General features: G+C 65.5%; 20 protein-coding genes and 1 tRNA gene. 11 read left to right on the forward strand and 10 right to left on the reverse strand.

The window, feature by feature from the left end; all coding sequences use genetic code 11:
* Together ACX80M_RS18665 and ACX80M_RS18670 are read right to left on the reverse strand one after the other, a co-directional pair.
* Positions 1-250 (reverse strand): DUF6788 family protein (locus ACX80M_RS18665; protein ID WP_459310143.1); only part of this gene is annotated, 250 nt, incomplete at its 3' end.
* 55 nt (positions 251-305) lie between these two features.
* Positions 306-1,313 (reverse strand): hypothetical protein, encoded by a 1,008-nt coding sequence (locus ACX80M_RS18670; RefSeq protein ID WP_252614971.1) that lies wholly within the window; start codon positions 1,311-1,313, stop codon positions 306-308.
* Between the two features lie 63 nt (positions 1,314-1,376).
* Here ACX80M_RS18670 and ACX80M_RS18675 point away from each other — a divergent pair, with 63 nt between their 5' ends.
* Positions 1,377-1,877, forward strand: coding sequence for a hypothetical protein (locus ACX80M_RS18675; protein ID WP_252614972.1), 501 nt, complete (start codon positions 1,377-1,379; stop codon positions 1,875-1,877).
* Here the strand turns inward: ACX80M_RS18675 and ACX80M_RS18680 are convergent.
* The 5 genes from ACX80M_RS18680 to tmk form a co-directional block, all read right to left on the reverse strand.
* A complete protein-coding gene (locus ACX80M_RS18680) occupies positions 1,874-2,773 on the reverse strand; it encodes a DNA/RNA non-specific endonuclease (protein ID WP_252614973.1) in 900 nt (299 codons plus the stop codon). The genes ACX80M_RS18675 and ACX80M_RS18680 overlap by 4 nt on opposite strands.
* Positions 2,774-2,936: 163 nt before the next feature.
* Positions 2,937-3,009, reverse strand: a tRNA-Thr gene (locus ACX80M_RS18685).
* Between the two features lie 108 nt (positions 3,010-3,117).
* Positions 3,118-4,683, reverse strand: a complete 1,566-nt coding sequence (locus ACX80M_RS18690; RefSeq protein WP_252610849.1) for an alpha/beta hydrolase — start codon at positions 4,681-4,683, stop codon at positions 3,118-3,120.
* 28 nt (positions 4,684-4,711) lie between these two features.
* Positions 4,712-5,854, reverse strand: coding sequence for a DNA polymerase III subunit delta' (locus ACX80M_RS18695; protein WP_459310144.1), 1,143 nt, complete (start codon positions 5,852-5,854; stop codon positions 4,712-4,714).
* Positions 5,851-6,507, reverse strand: a complete 657-nt coding sequence (tmk, locus tag ACX80M_RS18700) for a dTMP kinase (RefSeq protein WP_141139516.1) — start codon at positions 6,505-6,507, stop codon at positions 5,851-5,853. The genes ACX80M_RS18695 and tmk overlap by 4 nt, the downstream gene beginning before the upstream one ends.
* 53 nt (positions 6,508-6,560) lie before the next feature.
* Here tmk and ACX80M_RS18705 point away from each other — a divergent pair, with 53 nt between their 5' ends.
* Together ACX80M_RS18705 and ACX80M_RS18710 are read left to right on the forward strand one after the other, a co-directional pair.
* On the forward strand, positions 6,561-7,751 hold the full coding sequence (locus ACX80M_RS18705) for a trans-sulfuration enzyme family protein (RefSeq protein ID WP_252610853.1): 1,191 nt from the start codon (positions 6,561-6,563) through the stop codon (positions 7,749-7,751).
* Positions 7,752-7,760: 9 nt separating this feature from the next.
* A complete protein-coding gene (locus ACX80M_RS18710) occupies positions 7,761-8,111 on the forward strand; it encodes a DUF2516 family protein (protein ID WP_459310145.1) in 351 nt (116 codons plus the stop codon).
* Positions 8,112-8,117: 6 nt separating this feature from the next.
* Here ACX80M_RS18710 and ACX80M_RS18715 read toward each other — a convergent pair whose 3' ends face one another.
* Positions 8,118-8,942, reverse strand: coding sequence for a class I SAM-dependent methyltransferase (locus ACX80M_RS18715; protein ID WP_252610855.1), 825 nt, complete (start codon positions 8,940-8,942; stop codon positions 8,118-8,120).
* Between the two features lie 78 nt (positions 8,943-9,020).
* On the opposite strand from ACX80M_RS18715, the gene ACX80M_RS18720 reads away from it, so the two are divergent.
* The gene (locus tag ACX80M_RS18720) at positions 9,021-9,767 is read left to right on the forward strand and encodes a phosphoglyceromutase (protein ID WP_252599713.1); all 747 of its coding nucleotides are present in this window, start codon (positions 9,021-9,023) and stop codon (positions 9,765-9,767) included.
* A 76-nt stretch (positions 9,768-9,843) separates the two neighbouring features.
* Here ACX80M_RS18720 and phoU read toward each other — a convergent pair whose 3' ends face one another.
* Positions 9,844-10,497 (reverse strand): phosphate signaling complex protein PhoU, encoded by a 654-nt coding sequence (gene phoU / locus ACX80M_RS18725; RefSeq protein ID WP_252599712.1) that lies wholly within the window; start codon positions 10,495-10,497, stop codon positions 9,844-9,846.
* 202 nt (positions 10,498-10,699) lie between these two features.
* On the opposite strand from phoU, the gene ACX80M_RS18730 reads away from it, so the two are divergent.
* Positions 10,700-11,908: a sensor histidine kinase gene (locus tag ACX80M_RS18730; RefSeq protein ID WP_252614978.1), complete on the forward strand. Its 1,209-nt coding sequence runs from the start codon at positions 10,700-10,702 to the stop codon at positions 11,906-11,908.
* Positions 11,905-12,585, forward strand: coding sequence for a response regulator transcription factor (locus ACX80M_RS18735; RefSeq protein ID WP_056342479.1), 681 nt, complete (start codon positions 11,905-11,907; stop codon positions 12,583-12,585). Before ACX80M_RS18730 ends, ACX80M_RS18735 begins: the two co-directional genes overlap by 4 nt.
* A 107-nt stretch (positions 12,586-12,692) precedes the next feature.
* Here the strand turns inward: ACX80M_RS18735 and ACX80M_RS18740 are convergent, their stop codons facing one another.
* A complete protein-coding gene (locus ACX80M_RS18740; protein WP_252599826.1) occupies positions 12,693-13,238 on the reverse strand; it encodes a hypothetical protein in 546 nt (181 codons plus the stop codon).
* A 270-nt stretch (positions 13,239-13,508) separates the two neighbouring features.
* Between ACX80M_RS18740 and ACX80M_RS18745 the strand changes: the two genes are divergently transcribed.
* From ACX80M_RS18745 to rlmB, 5 genes are all read left to right on the forward strand, one after another.
* Positions 13,509-13,991, forward strand: a complete 483-nt coding sequence (locus ACX80M_RS18745; RefSeq protein WP_026266570.1) for a CarD family transcriptional regulator — start codon at positions 13,509-13,511, stop codon at positions 13,989-13,991.
* A gap of 133 nt (positions 13,992-14,124) precedes the next feature.
* Entirely contained in the window at positions 14,125-14,931 is an 807-nt protein-coding gene (ispD, locus tag ACX80M_RS18750) for a 2-C-methyl-D-erythritol 4-phosphate cytidylyltransferase (RefSeq protein ID WP_252599711.1), read from the forward strand.
* A 2-nt stretch (positions 14,932-14,933) separates the two neighbouring features.
* Entirely contained in the window at positions 14,934-15,458 is a 525-nt protein-coding gene (gene ispF, locus ACX80M_RS18755) for a 2-C-methyl-D-erythritol 2,4-cyclodiphosphate synthase (RefSeq protein WP_252599710.1), read from the forward strand.
* 44 nt (positions 15,459-15,502) lie between these two features.
* Positions 15,503-16,960: a cysteine--tRNA ligase gene (cysS, locus tag ACX80M_RS18760; RefSeq protein WP_252610859.1), complete on the forward strand. Its 1,458-nt coding sequence runs from the start codon at positions 15,503-15,505 to the stop codon at positions 16,958-16,960.
* Positions 16,961-17,028: 68 nt separating this feature from the next.
* Positions 17,029-18,018, forward strand: a complete 990-nt coding sequence (gene rlmB, locus ACX80M_RS18765) for a 23S rRNA (guanosine(2251)-2'-O)-methyltransferase RlmB (RefSeq protein ID WP_252599708.1) — start codon at positions 17,029-17,031, stop codon at positions 18,016-18,018.
* The last annotated feature ends 301 nt before the right edge of the window (positions 18,019-18,319 follow it).

Raw genomic sequence — 18,319 nt, forward strand, 5'->3', positions numbered from 1 at the left:
CGGCACGGACCTTCTCCACCTCAATTGCCGCCAGCTGCCGGCCCCTCCGCTTGCCGCCCGGGCCCGTGCGCGTCCACAACTGCCTCGGCCCATGCCCGGGATGTACCGGCAGGGCACACGCACAATTGGGCTTCCCGCACCGCCGGTAGTTCTCACTGACACTGCCCCGGCGGAAATCACCAGTCGCGGCCAGCTGCCCATAGAGCCCGGCACGCTCCGCCTCCAGCTCTTCCAAGGATCGGTTCACCATTGCCACTCCTCATCTGGTTGTTATATTCACAACNCCGTCACGGACTCAAAAGCGATCACCTATATTCCTGACGCACACCCTCCCGCGTGTTGCCCAGGCGTAGCACCCGCTCCTGCGCGAGCATGGCCGAACGTTTGGCCTTATCGGCTGCCCGGGCCGCCTGCTTGGCCTCGGCGGCCGCCGTGCCCAGGTTTTTCCTGGCGCTGTCCAGCTGCTCCTCCGCGGCTTTGAGCCGGTCGCGGAGCTCACGTGTTTCGCGGGTCAGGCCCGCGACTTCGGCCTCCGTGCCCGCCAGCTGACTTTGCCGGTCCGCGGCCAGCCGGGCGGACTCCTCTTCGGCTGCCATGGCCTCGCCCAAGGCAGCGTTGGCTTTCTCCAGCGCCGAGGGGGACGCCGGCCGCGGAGTCTCCCGGACAGCCTTGAGGCGCGGCTGGTCCGCGGGTTTGCGGGTGCCAGGTTCCGCCATCGTCCGTTCTTCCTCTTCTTCTTCCGGCACAGTGGCCGGTGGCTGTTTGGGACGGCCCTGCGTGGTGGCGCGTGGCGCCGGCACTGCCCCAGGCACCGCTACGGCCCCATCGAGATCAACCGTGTCCACGCCGTCGGCGGACAGCGCCTGGACCAGCAGTCCGCTTTGGACGGCGGCAGTGGCACCTTCGTCGGCGGTCATCGCCTGCAGGGTGCGCTCGACGTCGGCGGCGATGGTGGCGCTGATGCTGCGCCCCTGGCGTTCAGCAACAGCGCGGGCGGTCTCGACGGCGGTCGCCAGCAGGGTGCGGCGCTCCCGCGCCAGTTCCCGGAGGGCGGCGGCGTCGAGGGATGTCTGGGCCGACCGCATCCGTTGGCCGAGCTCGGAAAGCTGCGCGAGCGCTCCTGGCTCATGGATGGCCAGCATGTTGACCGCCCAGGCCGCCGCTGACGGTTTTGGCAACGCCTTGACGGCAGCCGGGAGATCCTTCCCGGAACCGGCGGCTGCCTTGGCTGCGGCGGTCCGGGCAGCCACAAACTCCTCGAAAGGCAGGGCATACAGTTCGAACGCGATAGCCGTCAGCGCCTTGTCATCCATGCTCGCCATCATAGGGGGCGGGCTCCAGAGCCGAAGGGTATGTGTGCCGCCTAGACTGGCCGCATGAGAAGAGTGTGGGGGCTCCTTGGCCGGCCGGCCGTTCTGATGTTGGCAGTCTGCATCCCGGTTGCCGGCTGCTCGAACGTCTGTCCGGCCATTGGGTGGGTCAACTCCATCACGGTTGAACTGGCGGGGGACGTCTCGCGTGTGGATACCGTGCAGCTGTGCGCCGATGGCGCTTGTTCGGAGTTGCGACCGGAGCCTGGGACGGCAGCACCGCGCATTGTCGTGACAACACCGCTGGATGCCAGGGCTCCGCACACCCCGGAAGCCCAGCCCACCATGGCCCCGTTCTACGCTGAAAGGATCGACGCCGATACCTGGCGGTTCACCGTCAGCATGAGCTCCCCTGACCACGTGACCGCTAAAGCGCTGTCTGCCACGGGCGAGGTCCTCGCCGAGAAGGAAGCCGACCTGGACTGGAAGCGGGTGGGCGGCTCGGCCCAGTGCGGCGGTCCCGTGGAAGCTTCGCCGGTTGAACTCACGGTCAGGCCGCGGCTCTAGTCTCCGTTCAGATCGAAGTCCAGGTCCAGGTCCTCCGGAGACACGAGCGTCCGCCACGTCGACTTCACCCGTGCGGTGGGTAGTTCTGCGGCGATGGGCATCCGGTCAACGGCCACGAGCTGGTCCAGATCCAGGCCGGTGACGGCGGCGATATCGCGGACGGGGACCTGAAAGGTCCGGAACGGGCCCAGGGGCGGGGCATCGTCCACGGCGCCCGGGCGGGGCACATCGGGCAGGTCGGCCAGCTGTGGTGTCTGGTCCACGATGTAGCCGGTGGCCGCAAGCTCTCCGTCCTGGAGGAATGCGGCGACCTTGAAGAACAGCAGCGGAATGTCCACGCCGCGGTACACCGGGTCATTGTCCCCGAAAATGGGTCCGGTGAACACGATCAGCCGCCGGCCGTGGTCGGCGGCATGCTCCAGCAGGTAGGACTCCAACCCGAGCCACAGGTCCAGGCTCTGGTTGAACTTCGCAGCCTGGGGCACGGCGTTCGTGTAGTGGAACGTGTCCTCATTCGCTTGGGCGGCCTCCTGCCGGGTATCACCCCAGACGGCTGAGGCGCGCCGGACCAGGTGTCCCCTATCAAGGTCGTTCCGGGCGTAGAGCTGCTCACCGGTCTGCTGGTCCTCGGCCAACCTTGGATCCAGCTGCCATTGGATCCCGGATCGGTCCAGATCCATCAGCTTCTCCCCGTCGATGCCGAGGGCCGTGACGGCGGCCAGGCGCTTGTCCAGCCGCATGAGCACCGAGAAATGGGTGTAGGGCAGCAGGATCGTTTTCGTGTCGGCCAGAATCGGTACAGGAACCTGTACACCCAGGAAGGCGACGTCGTACCCCGACCGGTTCGACAGATCACGTGCAGCAGCAGAACCCGGTACCAGCAATAGTTCGTCCATGGCCGGACATTAGCAGTGGAAGATGACGGCGGGATGAATTTCGGTGGACCACAGGGAAACTGCCGTCGGCGGCCCAGCTCAATGCGGCGGGCTGTCGAAGGGCTTAACCAGCGAAAAACCCCGTATCATCGTCGAAATCAACGACAATACGGGGTTTGTCCCGAGCTTCCTATCAGAATCGAACTGATGACCTTTTCATTACGAGTGAAACGCTCTACCGACTGAGCTAAGGAAGCACCGCACAATTCGCCCGGCGTAACCGGGCGGTTCATGCAAGAGTCAACTGTAATAGAGTCCCTGCGCCCGGGTCAAAATGGGGGCCCGAAACACCTCAGCAGAAGTCCTCAGCAGACGGTGTTGTCGGCGGGAACCGTTCCGTCCACAAGGTACTTGTCCACGGCGTCTTCGAGGCAGCTGTTGGCCCGGCCGTAGGCGGTGTGGCCCTCTCCCTGCCAGGTCAGCAGGGAGGCGTTGCCCAGCTGTTTGCGCAGGGATGCGGCCCACTCCACGGGCGTGGCAGGGTCGCCGGTGGTTCCGACAACCACGATCGGGGCTTCGCCGGTGTATTCCACCGGGGCGGGGGTCCGCAGGTTCTTGTACGGCCAGTCCACGCAGTTGGTGCCGCCGTAGGCGAAGAAGTAGCCCAGGGTGGGGGAGGCCTGCATAAGCCGTTGCTGTTCCGCGCGCATGGCGGCAGTGTCGGACACCATGGGGTAGTCCAGGCAGTTGATGGCGCCGAAGGCGAAGGTGGAGTTGGACGTGTACTTCCCGTCGGCGCCGCGGTCAGCGCCGAGGTCCGCCAGACGGAGCATCAGGCTGGCGTCACCGTTCAGTGCAGCTTCGAGGGCCTGGGTCAGGGCGGGCCAGCTCTGGTCGTTGTACAGCGGAGTGATGAGGCCGCTGACGAACATCGTGGCGTTCACCAGGCGGCCGTCCTTAGCCTGCCAGGGGGTGTTCTGGACGGCGGTGATGAGGTCGCGGATCTGCTGGACCCCGCTGTCCACGTTCCCGCTGAGCGGGCACGAGGATTCCTGCTGGCAGCTGGCCACGTAGGCCCTGATGGCTTTTTCGAACGCCACGGCCTGGCCGCTGGTCAGCTCCTCGTTGCTGATGGACGGATCCAGGGCGCCATCCAGGACCATACGGCCCACGTTGTCCGGGAACAGCGAGGCGTAGGTTGAACCAAGGAACGTGCCGTAGGAGTACCCGAGGTAATTGAGCTTCGAGTCATTGACCACGGCGCGCAGGATGTCCAAGTCCTTGGCCGCGCTGACCGTGTCGACGTGGCCCAGTACCGGACCCGTCTTGGCGGCGCACTGCGCGGCGATGGCCTTGTTGTCGGCCAACGCGGCGGCAAGCCCGGCGTCGGTCTCCAACGCGTAGACCTTTGCCCGGGACGCGTCCCGTTCGGCGTCCGTCAGGCACGTAACAGGGGCGGAGCGTTTGACGCCGCGCGGATCAAAGCCCACCAGGTCATAGTTGGCCCGGACAGACTGCGAGAAGTGCGTTCCGGCCGCATCCTTGACGAAGTCGTAGCCGGACCCGCCCGGACCGCCCGGGTTGACCAGCAGGCTGCCGGTTTTCTTGCCCGTGCTGGGAGCCCTCAGCGCAGCTATCTGGATCGTGTCGCCGTCCGGCTTCGCGTAGTCCATCGGCACGGTGACCTTGGCGCACTGGAAGCCGTTTTCGCAGGGCTCCCACACAACCTCCTGGGCGTAGAAGGTGTCCAAGCCGGCGGGCGCGGACGCCACGATAGCAGGGTCTGCCTTCGCCGTAGCCGGGGCCGCGTCCGGGGTGTCCCCGCCAAAGAGGCCGCACGAGGCCAGCGTCAGGGCCAGGATCAGGGCGCCGGCAGCCCGCAGCCCAATCACCAGGGATCGGGAGCGTGCGGGCAGGGGGCGTGCAGTCATCGAGCGGTCTCCTAGCTCCTAGTAGTTGCTAGATCAGGCTGGCTGCCATGGACTCAATGGTCAACAGCGGTGCAACGTTGGTGGTGGTGATGCGTTGGCGGGCTTTGTTGATGGCGTCCAGGCGGGCGAGGGTGGTCTCCGGCGCAGACCGGGCGGCGAATTCCTCCAGCTCACCCCTGAGCTCAACGTTTACCAGCTCCACGGCGTTCCCGAGCTGGATGATCAGCACATCCCGGTAGAACGACAGGAGGTCCGTCAGCGTCCGGTCCAGCGAGTCCGTGATGGATCGCTTGGCCCGTCGTTTCTGGTCGTCTTCAAGCTGTCTGACCTGGCTGCGCATGGTCGGCGGGAGCGTCCCTGACTCCGAGGCACCCAGGGTGGCCAGCAGCGCAGCCTTCTCGGCGGCGTCGCGCTCTTCATTGGAACTGTTGGCTTCGGCGGTGGCGATCTTCACCAGCTTGTCCGCCATCATCACCGCTGCGGTCACGCCGCGCAGACCCAGGGGGAACCTCACCGTTTCCAACCGGCGTTCCCTCGCCTCGGGGTCCCGCGCCAGCCGGCGGGCGATCCCCACATGGCTTTGCGCCGCGCGGGCAGCGCGGTCGGCGAGTGCCGGGTCCACGCCGTCGCGCTTGACGAGCAAAGCGGCGACGTCGGCGGCCGGCGGCAGCCGCAGGGCCACGGCCCTGCAGCGCGAACGGATGGTCACCAGGACGTCTGCGGGCGACGGTGCGCACAGCATCCAGATGGTCCGCGGCGTGGGCTCCTCGATGGCCTTCAACAGCACATTGGTGGTCCGCTCGGCCATGCGGTCGGCGTCTTCCACCACAATGATCCGCCAGCGCCCGGACGACGGCCGGTTGCCCGCCTTGGATACCAGGTCGCGGGCTTCATCGATGGTGATGGTGACCTTCTCGGTCCGGACGTACGTCACGTCCGAATGGGTCTCGCCGAGGATGGTCAGGCAGGCTGGACACTCCCCGCAGCCGCGCCTGGCCACGTCGTCCTGATCGCAGTTGAGGGCGGCCGCGAAGGCCTTCGCGGCGTTGGAACGCCCGGATCCGGGCGGGCCCGTGAACAGCCAGGCATGGGTCAGTCCTTCGCCCCGCGAGGCAAGGCGGAGCTGTTCGACGACGGCGGGCTGGCCCTGAAGGTCGTCCCAGACAGTCATGCGGCGCCCCGGCCTGCAGACGCGAGCAAGGCATCAACGCGAGTGAGGATCCGCGCGGCCAGTTCGTTGACGGGCAGATCCGCCGGCAGGACCAGATACGTATCCGGCCGGCTGGAGGCCAGTTCGAGGAACGCCCCGCGGATTGTTGAATGGAACTCATCGGCCTCTGACTCAAGGCGGTCTTCGGCGGCATCGCCGGCTGTGCGGCGGCGGCGGCCGTCAGCTGGGTCCACGTCCAGCAACACCGTGAGGTCGGGCTGCAGCCCGGACGTCGCCCATTCGTTGAGGGTACGCACGGCGTCGGCACCCAGATCGCGTCCGGCCCCCTGGTACGCCACGGACGAATCAATGTAGCGGTCCGTCAGGACAACCTCGCCGCGTTCCAGTGCCGGGCGGATCACCTGGCTGGCATGGGCCGCGCGGGAGGCAGCAAAGATGAGTGCCTCGGTGTGGGCGTCGATGTGGCCATGGCCGTGGTCCAGGACCAGGGAACGCAGTTTTTCGCCAATGGGCGTCCCGCCGGGTTCGCGGGTCCGCAGGACCGTCAGGCCACGTGTTTCCAGAGCCTCGGCAAGACGGGCCGCCTGGGTGGACTTGCCGGCGCCGTCGCCGCCCTCGAAGGCGATGAAAAGTCCAGGGCTGTTGGTGGTCACTGGTCTAGACTACCGACTTCGGGAGCCGCCGCACGTCCAAGTACGCTTTCTCCATGAGTCTCTCGGAACAGTATGCTGCGTCCCTGTCGGCCGAAACCGTGGTGGTTGCCGCCGGCCGGCCGGCGCGTAAGCGGGACGAGCCCGTCAACCCGCCCATCGTGCTGTCCTCGACGTACTTCGGCACGGGAGCTCTGGGCGACGGGGACCGGGGCTACGGGCGCTATTCCAACCCCACCTGGGATCCCTTTGAGGAGGCCCTGGGCCTGCTTGAAGGATCTGAACTGCCCGGCCTGCTCTACGCGTCCGGACTCGCGGCCGTCAGCTCGGCACTGTCCCTGCTGCCCGCCGGCGGCGTCCTGGTGATGCCGTCGCACAGCTATGCGGGTTCGCTCGTGATGGCCACGGAGTTGGCGCAGAAGGGCTTCCTGGAACTGCGGACTGTGGACATCACGGACACTGACGCAGTCAAAGCACAGATCGCGCCGCAGGGGCCGGACGCGAAAGCGGCCAGGATGCTGTGGCTTGAGAGCCCCACCAACCCGATGCTGGGCATCGCCGATATCCGCGAGCTCACCGCGGCGGCCCACCGGGTGGGCGCCATTGTGGTGACGGACAATACGTTCTCCACGCCGTTGGTCCAGCAGCCACTGAGCTTGGGTTCCGACGTCGTTCTTCACTCGGTGACCAAATACCTGGCCGGACATTCCGACGTCGTCCTCGGCGCCTTGGTGACGTCCAACCCGGACATCCGGGCAGCGCTGCTGCACCACCGCATCATTCATGGCGGTATTGCCGGGCCGTTCGAGGCATGGCTGGCGCTGCGCGGGCTCCGGACCCTTGCGCTGCGTGTGGAACGGTCGCAAGCTTCTGCAGCGGTCCTGGCGGAACGCCTGAGCACACACCCCCTGATCGATAGCATCCGGTTCCCCGGCCTCCCCACGGATCCCGGCCATGAACGGGCCAAGACCCAGATGTCGGGCTTCGGTTCGATTGTGTGCGTGCAGATCGCGCCGGTTGCCGGCCTGAGCGGAGCAGACGACGCGGACAAACTGGTCCGCGCGCTGCAGCTGTGGCTGCCAGCCACCTCCCTGGGCGGGGTGGAATCGCTGATCGAACGGCGCCGCCGGCACGCCGCTGAGCCTCTGAGTGTCCCGGACAACCTGGTGCGGCTGAGCGTCGGCATTGAAAATATTGAGGACCTCTGGGCCGATTTGAAGCAGGCGCTCGACTCGCTGGGCCGCTAGGCTTGGACGGTGGACGGTGAACTGATGATTCGGCCTGTAGAGCTGGCAGTGTTTTTTATCCTTGCCCTGGTGGCATTCGGACTTGAAGTGTGGGCTCTGCTGGACTGCGTCAGGCACAAGTCCGCCGCCTTTGAAGCGACCGGAAAACGAACCAAGACCTTCTGGCTGGCACTGACCGGCGGCGCCACCCTGATCGGCGCCATCTCGCTCTTCAGCAGCGGCGGAATCTTCGGCACGCTTGGCCTCTTTGGGCTCGCCGCCGTGGTGGCAGCGTCCATTTACCTCGCAGACGTCCGGCCAGCGGTCAAGGACGCGGGCCGCGGCGGTAGCCGTAATACGGGGCCCTACGGCGGCTGGTGACCACCACTAGACCGACGGCGCCACAGCGTCCCAGGCCACCGTTAGTTCGCCCAGGCGCCACCGCGACGGGCCGTCCTGAACCGGCCACCCGCCGTCGGACAGTGCCCTGCACATGGCGTGCCAGCGCTGCCTGCTGCCGAATGACGCCAGCGGCGCCGACTCCAGCCAAGCCCGGTCCATGGCCTGCATCAGCCGGTGGACAGGCTCTCCCGGAACGTTGCGGTGGATCAGCGCCTTCGGCAGCCGCTCGGCAATTTCCGATGGCAGGTCAAAGCTGCCGAACCGCACGGACATGCTCAGTGACAACGGCCGCTCGGCGTCGAGGGCAACCCACGTCACCCGCCGCCCGATTTCATCGCAGGTACCGTCGATAAAGAGCCCGCCGGGGGCGAGCCGGCCCTGGACCAGCCGCCAGATCCCCGCCACATCGGCCTCTTCGTACTGCCGCAGGACGTTGAAGGCGCGGACCAGCACGGGGTGCCCGGGCAGCGGCAATTCGAAACCGCCCACCTGAAAGCTCAGCCCCGGCCGCTCGAGCGCCTTGGCGATCCGGACGCGCTCCGGCTCGATTTCGATTCCGCACACGCGGACATCCGGCCGCACTGCGCGGAGACGTTCAAAGAGTTCGACGGCGGTGGCCGGCGTTGCGCCGTAGCCCAGGTCAACCACGAGGGGGTCTTCGGCAGCGCGCAGGCGCCAGGCCTGGGGGCCGGTGAGCCAGCGGTCCACCCGCCGCATCCGGTTGGGATTGGTGGTGCCCCGTGTGACGTTTCCGACCGGCCTGCCGCTCCGGCCATGGGGAGCGCTCACGCGTTCAGCTTTTTGCACCACTGCCCAACCCTATCCTTGTAACGCAGGGCCCTTGTAACGCAAGGCGGGCGGCGCCGTGCCTCGGCTAGGATAAAAATCATGACTTACAAGCTGATTCTGCTGCGCCACGGCCACAGCGAATGGAACGCCAAGAACCTGTTCACCGGCTGGGTGGACGTTGACCTCAACGACCAGGGCCGCGAGGAAGCAGCACGCGGCGGCGAGCTCCTGGTTGAGAACGATCTTCTCCCGGATGTCCTCTACACCTCGCTCCTGAAGCGGGCCATCAACACGGCCAACATTTCCCTGGACAAGGCCGACCGCGGCTGGATCCCCGTCAAGCGGGACTGGCGCCTGAACGAACGCCACTACGGTGCCCTGCAGGGCAAGGACAAGGCACAGACCCTGGCCGAATACGGTGAGGAGCAGTTCATGGAGTGGCGCCGGTCCTACGACACCCCGCCGCCGCCCCTGGCCGACGACTCCGAGTTCTCCCAGGCCCGCGACCCCCGTTACGCGGACCTCGGCGACGCACTGCCTCGCACCGAGTGCCTCAAGGATGTCCTGGTCCGCCTGCTTCCCTATTGGGAGTCGGACATCAAGGAAGACCTCAAAACCGGCAAGACCGTCCTGGTCACCGCCCACGGCAACTCGCTGCGCGCCCTGGTCAAGCACCTGGACGGCATCAGCGACGACGCCATCGCCAGCCTGAACATCCCCACGGGCATCCCGCTGGTCTACGACCTGGACGAGGACTTCCAGCCGATCAAGCCGGGCGGCACCTACCTGGACCCGGACGCCGCTGCGGAAGCCATCCTGGCAGTGGCGAACCAGGGCAAGAAATAAAGCAGTAGTTAACGTTCGACGGCGGGCCGGTCACCTGAGGTGACCGGCCCGCCGTCGTATGTAGTTTAGGGAGCGGCTAGAAGCCCTGCCCCTGCCATTCGCCGGTGACGAGGTAGGTGACCTTGCGGGCCACGGACACGCCGTGGTCAGCGAACCGTTCGAAGTAGCGGCTGGCCAGGGCCACGTCAACGGTGGTGGCGGGGGACTCGGCCCAGTCTGGGGCGGCGATCGCCTTGAACACGCTCAGGTGGAGATCGTCGATGGTGTTGTTGGCCTTGTGGATGTCGCGGGCCACTTCGAGGTCCCGGGATTCCAGCAGGACAATAAGTTTGTCGGCGATGAGTTGGTCCTGCTCGGCCATTTTGTTGAACGTTTCCGTCATGGATGCAGGGATCACGGTGGACGGGAAACGCAGCCGGGCCAGCTGGGCAATGTGGCGGGCCAGGTCCCCCATCCGCTCCAGGGAAGCGCTCATGCGCAGGGAGCCCACGATCATCCGCAGATCGCTGGCCACCGGCCCCTGCAGGGCGAGGATGTCGATAGCGCGCTCATCCAGGCTGGTCTGCAAAAAGTCGATACGGGCGTCCGCGGCGATGACGTCCTCGGCCAGATCAACGTCGGCAACCCGGAAGGACGTCGAGGCCTTCGCCAATGCCTCGCTGACCAACCGCGAAATCTCCACCAGCTGCTCACCCACCTGGGTCAGCTCTTCCTGAAAAACCTTACGCACGTGGGCGTCCTTTCTTTGGAACTCCGCCCCTCGGGTGGCAGACGGAACTCATGTCGCCATTCGGCACTCCAACATATAACTTTGTCAGCGTGCGGTAAACGATTAGTCGGTTGTAGATGAACGTTAGCTGAACCGTCCCCGTAATGGGCCATGACGCACCGTCTCGACAGGAACCACGGCCTAAGCTGGAGTTGTGGATCCTATGCTCATCGGTGTCATCGCCGGCCTGGTCGGCCTGTCGCTCGGCACCTTTGGCGTGCTCGCCTTCAGGATCAGTGAAAAGCAGCGAAAGCTTGTTGACGTCGACGTGGAGGAACTCGCTTTGCCGGCCGGCGCCGCGGAAGTGCTGGCCGTCGTCGGACGGGCTTTTGTGGTGGTTGACGCGGTGGACGGCGTGGTGCGCGCCAGCCCGGCAGCCTATGCATACGGACTGGTGCGCGGCCACACGGTGGTCCACAAAGAACTTCTGGACATGACGGCCGGTGTGCGGCGCGACGGCGTGATCCTGGAAAAACGGCTGGAGCTGCAGCGGGGTCCGCTGGGCCACGGCACCATCATCGTGCAGGTCCGGGCGGCCATGCTCGGCGAGGAATATATCGTGCTTCTGGCCGACGACCGCACCGAAATTACCCGCACGGAAGAGATCCGCAACGACTTCGTGGCCAACGTGTCCCACGAGCTGAAGACCCCGGTGGGCGCAATTTCCCTGCTGGCCGAGGCACTGGAGTCCTCGGCCGACGACGAACAAGCAGTCCGCCGGTTCGCCAAGCGCATGCACAAGGAGTCAAGCCGGCTGGCCGCCCTGGTCCAGGACATCATCGAGCTGTCCCGCCTCCAAGGTGCCAGCGTGTCCCAAGAGGGCAAGGCCGTGGACATCAACGCGGTCATCACTGAAGCGGTGGACCGTTCCCAGCTCCCCGCTGAAAGCAAGAACATCCGGATCGTGGTGGGGGAGCGGGTTAAGGCCACCGTCTTTGGTGACCGGGACCTGCTGGTTACCGCTCTGCGTAACCTGATCGACAACGCCATCCGCTACTCCCCGGAGAACACCAGGGTGGGCGTGGGCGTCCGGTCAAAGGACGGGCTGATCGCAGTGTCGGTCACGGATCAGGGCGAGGGGCTGACCCCGGAGGACCAGGAGCGCGTGTTTGAGCGCTTCTACCGGGTGGATGCGGCGCGTTCGCGCCACACTGGCGGAACGGGCCTGGGCCTTAGCATCGTCAAACACGTTGCCTCCAACCACGGCGGTGAAGTGACATTGTGGTCACGGCCCGGCCAGGGTTCCACTTTCACCCTGCGGCTGCCTGAGATGGAAAGCCAGGACGCACCGGATACCTCAGGTGTCAAAGAACCAGCCGTACCCGTGCGCAGAAAAGAACGCGGTGTACATGAGCAAGGAGCTAGCGCTTGAGCAGGATTTTGATTGTCGAAGACGAAGAATCGTTCAGTGATCCGTTGTCCTATCTACTGGGCAAGGAGGGGTTCGAGGTAGAAGTGGTGGACAACGGCCTCGACGCCATCACCGAATTCGACCGGAACGGGGCGGACCTGGTGCTGCTGGACCTGCAGCTCCCCGGCCTGTCGGGCACCGAGGTCTGCCGCCAGCTGCGGCAGCGCTCCAGCGTTCCGGTCATCATGCTGACGGCCAAGGACTCCGAGATTGACAAGGTGGTTGGCCTGGAGCTGGGCGCTGACGACTACGTCACCAAGCCCTACTCCTCCCGCGAGCTGGTGGCCCGCGTCCGGGCCGTACTCCGCCGGCAAGGTGAACCTGAGGAACTGATCTCGGCCACAGTCCAGGCCGGCCCTGTCCGGATGGACATCGAACGGCATGTGGTCAGCGTGGATGGCCAGCAGGTCCTCTTGCCGCTGAAGGAGTTCGAGCTGCTGGAAATGCTGTTGCGCAACTCCGGCCGCGTACTCACCCGCGGCCAGCTGATCGACCGGGTCTGGGGTTCGGACTACGTGGGGGACACCAAAACCCTGGACGTGCATGTCAAGCGGCTGCGCGGCAAGATCGAGCCCGACCCGTCCATACCGCGTTTCCTGGTAACCGTCCGCGGCCTGGGCTACAAGTTCGAGCCGTAGGCCTCTCCGCCGTATGGCACGCCGGGCATCAGGCGCACCAGACTTCAAGTGCACAAAAGGAGGGGCTCCCCGCGGGGGGAGCCCCTCCTTTTGTGCTTTGCTGCTGCTTAGTGGGCCGCACCAGTGCCGGTGGCCGACGGCGACGGGCTGGGTGTGGCGGATCCGGTCGGTTCGCTGCCGGCCGGCAGGTACTCCTTGTACTCCGCGAGGGAACCATCCAGGACAGGCACGCGGACAGTCTTGCTCACGTTGGTGCCGTCTTCGGTGATCTTCACATCGACGAGTGAGCCGGCGATGCCGCCGCTGGTGCTGAGGATGGCTTCATCCGTGGAGTCGTTGAGCAGGGTGTAGGAGTTGGCTTTCACCGGCACCTGCGTCTGTGAACCCTCGGCCCCGTTGACCGTGAGCTTGACGTCCTGTGAAGAGGAGTTGTAAACGGCGCCGAGCAGGCGGCCGGGCTTGTCTGCGCCGGCGGAGACAACCAGCATGTTTCGCAGCTGCAGCGGACCCAGGTCGGCGCGGATACCGTCCGACGCCGCGTACTGGTGAGAAGTCTGCTGGGGGTTGATGTAGCCACAGCCGGTCATCGTCGCCAGGGCGAGGGCCAGGGAACCTGCCGCCAGTGCCAGTTTGCCGCCCTGGGCCCGGTTCATCGCAGTGAAACGCACGTCACGTACTCCTCGAGAGTCTTGAAACATTATTCAGCCATAGCCTAGCGGCAAACCGGGCCAAACGAGGATTCCGCACGGTCATATTGCCCTTGGCAGCAGGCCACACATGCACTATTATCTGCATTCGTCAAGGGGGTGAAGGGGGTCTATTCTGCCCATTTTCCGCGTATTTCCGGGGTTCCGGGGCCGGTTCGAGGCCAGTCATATGCCTGAATCGTGATAAACTGGTCTGCGGGAAAGGGGAATGTCCACATGGTATTTGAGGTCGGCGAGACAGTAGTTTACCCTCACCACGGTGCTGCAAAAATTGAAGAAATCAAGATGCGCACTGTCAAGGGCGAAGAGAAAATGTATCTCAAGCTCAAGGTGGCTCAGGGTGATCTGACCATTGAAGTTCCAGCAGAGAACGTTGACCTTGTTGGGGTCCGTGACGTAGTGGGCAAGGAAGGTCTGGAGCACGTATTTGATGTTCTCCGGGCTGAGTTCACTGAAGAACCCACCAACTGGTCGCGCAGATACAAGGCAAATCTGGAGAAGCTTGCTTCCGGTGACGTCATCAAGGTAGCAGAGGTTGTTCGCGACCTCTGGCGCCGTGATCACGATCGGGGCCTTTCCGCAGGTGAGAAGCGCATGCTGGCCAAGGCCCGTCAGATTCTGATTTCAGAACTTGCACTGGCTGAAAAGACTGATGAAGAGAAGGCTGCAAGCGTTCTCGACGAGGTCCTGGCTTCCTAAGAATTGAGCCCCGGGGGTACGCAAGTGCCTCCGGGGTTTCTTTTTGCCCTTTTTCGGTCCAGCCCTCAGCGGCAGGCGCGTCGCGCGGCTGGGATTAGGCACGCCGGGCAGGCGGGCACGTAGGCTGGACCGCATGAACAACGGACTTCCCCGCCCCGTCACCGCCGTCGTCATTGTGGCCGCAGGTTCCGGTGAGCGGCTGGGTTACGGCATGCCCAAGGCGCGCGTGCCGCTGGGGAGTGACGCCATACTTACGCATGCCCTCCGGGGCGTCGCTGCCGCCGACGTCGCACGGCAGATCTGTGTTGCCCTGCCGCCCGGCGATACGGTCATGCAGGAATTGTGCGCGGCCTTCGCCGAGGAACTCCGGGCGGGGCACGATGCCAACCAGGAGAACCCGCTTCCCGTGCTGACAACGGTCGACGGCGGTGCCACCCGTGCCGCTTCCGTCCGGTCGGCGTTGGCGGCCTTGCTGGACGGCACCGAAGCTGTGCTGGTCCACGACGCCGCCAGGGCGCTGACGCCCGAGTATGTCTTCCACCGTGTCGTCGATTCCCTGGCTGCCGGCGCCGTTGCAGTGATTCCTGCCGTACCGGTGGTGGATACGGTGAAGATGGTTACCCCCACGACCGGTGACGACAGCAGCATCGCTCCGGAACTCGTGACCGGGACCGCGCCGCGGGAGGAGCTCCGTTCGGTCCAGACGCCCCAAGGGTTCCGCCTGTCCACACTGATCCAGGCCCATCAGGCAGCGGCGGACTTTGACGAGAAACAGGCTGCCGCGGTCACCGACGACGCCATGCTGGTGGAACTCCTGGGAGTTCCCGTGCACGCCGTCCATGGCTCCACACAGTCATTGAAAATCACCACGCCGCTGGACCTGATCATTGCCGAGGGGCTGCTGGAAGGCCCGCTGGGCATCCGCTGGGTGGAGGGTTAGGCATGAGTGAAGCCAAGATGATCCTGCCGCGCACGGGTATCGGTCTGGATGTCCATGCGTACGCGTCCCCTGACCTTCCCCGTCCGCTCTGGCTGGGCGGGCTGTTCTGGGAAGGCGAGCGTGGACTGGCCGGGCATTCGGACGGGGACCCGGTGGCCCACGCCGCCGCTGACGCCCTGTTCTCGGCCGCCGGCATCGGGGACCTCGGCACGCATTTCGGCACCGACCGTCCGGAGTTCGCTGGAGCCTCCGGCGTCACGCTCCTGACCGAGGCGGCGAGGATTGTCCGTGCGGCTGGCTTTGAGATCGGCAACGTGGCAGTGCAGTTCGTGGCTACGCGGCCCAAATTCGGCCCGCGGCGGGAAGAGTCCCAACGCGTGCTGAGCGAGGCGGCAGGGGCGCCGGTCAGTGTCACGGCCACCACCAGCGACGGACTCGGTTTCACCGGCAGGGGCGAGGGGATTTCCGCCGTCGCCACCGCTTTGGTCTATCCGGTGATTCAACCCAGCGCTGTTCAGGCCGGATAACGCGCGGGGGCCGGCACACAGGCCTTTTCCGCTAATCTGGAGCGGTGACTCTCCGCTTCTATGACACCGCGTCCGCCGAAGTCCGTGACTTCGTTCCCCTCGTCCCCGGAAAAGCGAGCCTGTACTACTGCGGAGCAACCGTGCAGGGCATGCCGCACGTAGGCCACATCCGCTCGGCGATCGCCTTTGACCAGCTCACCCGCTGGCTCGAGTACCGGGGGCTGCGGGTCACCGCGGTCCGCAACGTCACGGACATCGACGACAAGATCCTCGCCAAGTCTGCCGAATCGTTCAGCCCGGACTTCGAAGCCGGACCGGACGCTGTCCGCGCGGAGGAATGGTGGGCCCTGGCCTACCGCTACGAGCAGGCGTTCCTGCAGGCCTACGACACGCTCGGCGTTTCCCGGCCCACTTATGAGCCACGGGCAACCGGCCATATCCCCGAAATGCATGAGCTGATCCAGCAGCTGATCGACCGGGGCCACGCCTACCCGGCGCCGGACGATTCCGGCGACGTCTACTTCGACGTGCGGTCCTGGGACAAGTACGGGTCACTGACGCGCCAGAACATTGACGACATGCAGGGCGCCCCGGACGCGGATCCCCGCGGCAAGAAGGACCCCCGCGACTTTGCGCTGTGGAAGGGCTCCAAAGAAGGAGAGCCGACGACGGCGAGCTGGGCCTCGCCCTGGGGCGCCGGACGTCCGGGCTGGCACCTGGAATGCTCCGCCATGGTCACCAAGTACCTCGGCACCGAATTTGATATCCATGGCGGCGGACTGGACCTGCGCTTCCCGCACCACGAAAACGAAATGGCGCAGTCCCAGGCCGCAGGGCACGGGTTCGCCAACTTCTGGATGCACAACGGCATGGTCACGTACCAGGGCGAGAAAATGTCCAAGTCCATCGGCAACACCATAAGCCCTTCGGAGATGCTGGACATCGCGTCGCCGCGGGTGGTCCGCTACTACCTCGGGCAGGCCCACTACCGCTCAGTGCTGGACTACCGCCCCACATCGCTCGACGAGGCCGCGGCCGCCGTCGAACGCATTGACGGCTTCATCAGCCGCGCCGTTCGGGCCCTCGCTGCCGGTGGGAACTACACCTTCGCCACCTATGGCAAGGTTCCCGAGGCGTTCGAGAACGCCATGGATGACGATCTCAACGTGCCGCAGGCCCTCGCCGTGGTCCACGAAACAGTCCGTGCCGGCAACACTGCCTTGACGGAGGGGAAGCTGGAGGACGCACAGCAGGCGCTGCACAGCGTGCATGACATGCTGCGGGTCCTGGGCCTGAATGCGGTGGCGTCCGGCCCGGCGTCGGACACCCGGGAATCGGCCGCCCTCGACGTCCTGGTGGAAGCCCAGCTTGCTGCCCGCACCCAGGCCCGGGCCGCCAAGGACTGGGCTGCCTCTGACGCCATCCGCGACACGCTGAAGGCGGCCGGCGTCGTCGTCGAAGATGGCCCAAACGGCGCTACCTGGAGCCTGCAACGGGACTGAACGGGCGATTTTACTTGATTCAGTAGACTGGTAAGCAGACTCAGTCAAACAATCAAGGGTGGAAAATCATGGCCAACAACGGTCGCCGGTCGGTCAAAGCAAAGAAGGGGCCAACCATCGGAACCGGTGGTCATGGCCGTAAGGCCCTGGAAGGCAAGGGTCCCACGCCCAAGGCGGAGGACCGCCCGTACCACAAGGCGCACAAGAGCAAGCAGCTTGCCGAACGTTCGGCCGCCAAGCGCGGCACGGGTGCCCGCAGCGCCGGCGCCTCCCGCACGGGTCCCAAGGGCCGCGCCACCGAGGAAGTCGTCACCGGCCGTAACTCCGTGGTGGAAGCCCTCCGCGCCGGGATCCCCGCGAAGGCCCTGCACATCGCCATCCGGATTGAAATGGATGACCGGGTCAAGGAGTCGCTGAAGATCGCCGCCGAACGCGGAATCCCGCTGCTCGAGACCGGCAAGCCCGAACTTGACCGCATGACGGATGACGCCATCCACCAGGGCCTGGTCCTGCAGATCCCGCCGTACGAGTACCAGGACGCTTATGACCTGGCCGAGGAAACCGTGGACCGCTGGAAGAAGGGCCACGTATCCAACGCCCCGCTGTTCGTTGCCCTGGACGGCATCACGGACCCCCGCAACCTTGGTGCCATCATCCGCTCCGTCTCGGCCTTCAGCGGCCACGGCGTCGTCGTCCCGGAACGCCGCTCCGTGGGCGTCACAGCCTCGGCCTGGAAGACCAGCGCCGGCGCTGCCGTGCGTGTTCCGGTGGCACGCGCCGCGAACCTGAACAGTGCCCTGAAGCAGTTCAAGAACATGGGCATCTTTGTCCTGGGGCTCGACGGCGACGGCGACGTTTCGTTGCCTGACCTCACCCTGGCCGCCGAGCCCGTCTGCATTGTGGTCGGTTCCGAGGGCAAGGGCCTGAGCCGCCTGGTCCGCGAAAACTGCGACCAGATCGTCTCCATCCCGATTAACTCCGCCATGGAATCGCTCAACGCCTCCATGGCCGTTGGCATCTCCCTGTACGAAATCTCGAGGCAGCGCGCCGTCAAGTAGTCCTCGGTGCGGGAGGCGGCACGGCAGCGGGGTCGCCGCCGCGACCGCTTTGCCGTCGCTTAGACACCTCCCGTTGCCTCATTCGGCCGCGGGCGGCCTTCTTCGGCTCTGGTCGGCGATGCGCTCCCTGGCAAAACGGCCGCAACGGCTGTATCGTCGTCCTGCCAAACGCTCTCTCACCTTTGGTGGGTTTAACAGAAACGCTCTCCCACCGGTCAACTTGAACTGGTGAGAGAGCGTTTCTGTTTAAGGCGCGAAAACTGCGAGTGCGTTGGACTGCGGTGGGTCCGGGTGACGTCAT

The sequence above is a fragment of the Pseudarthrobacter sp. MDT1-22 genome, assembly GCF_054511035.1.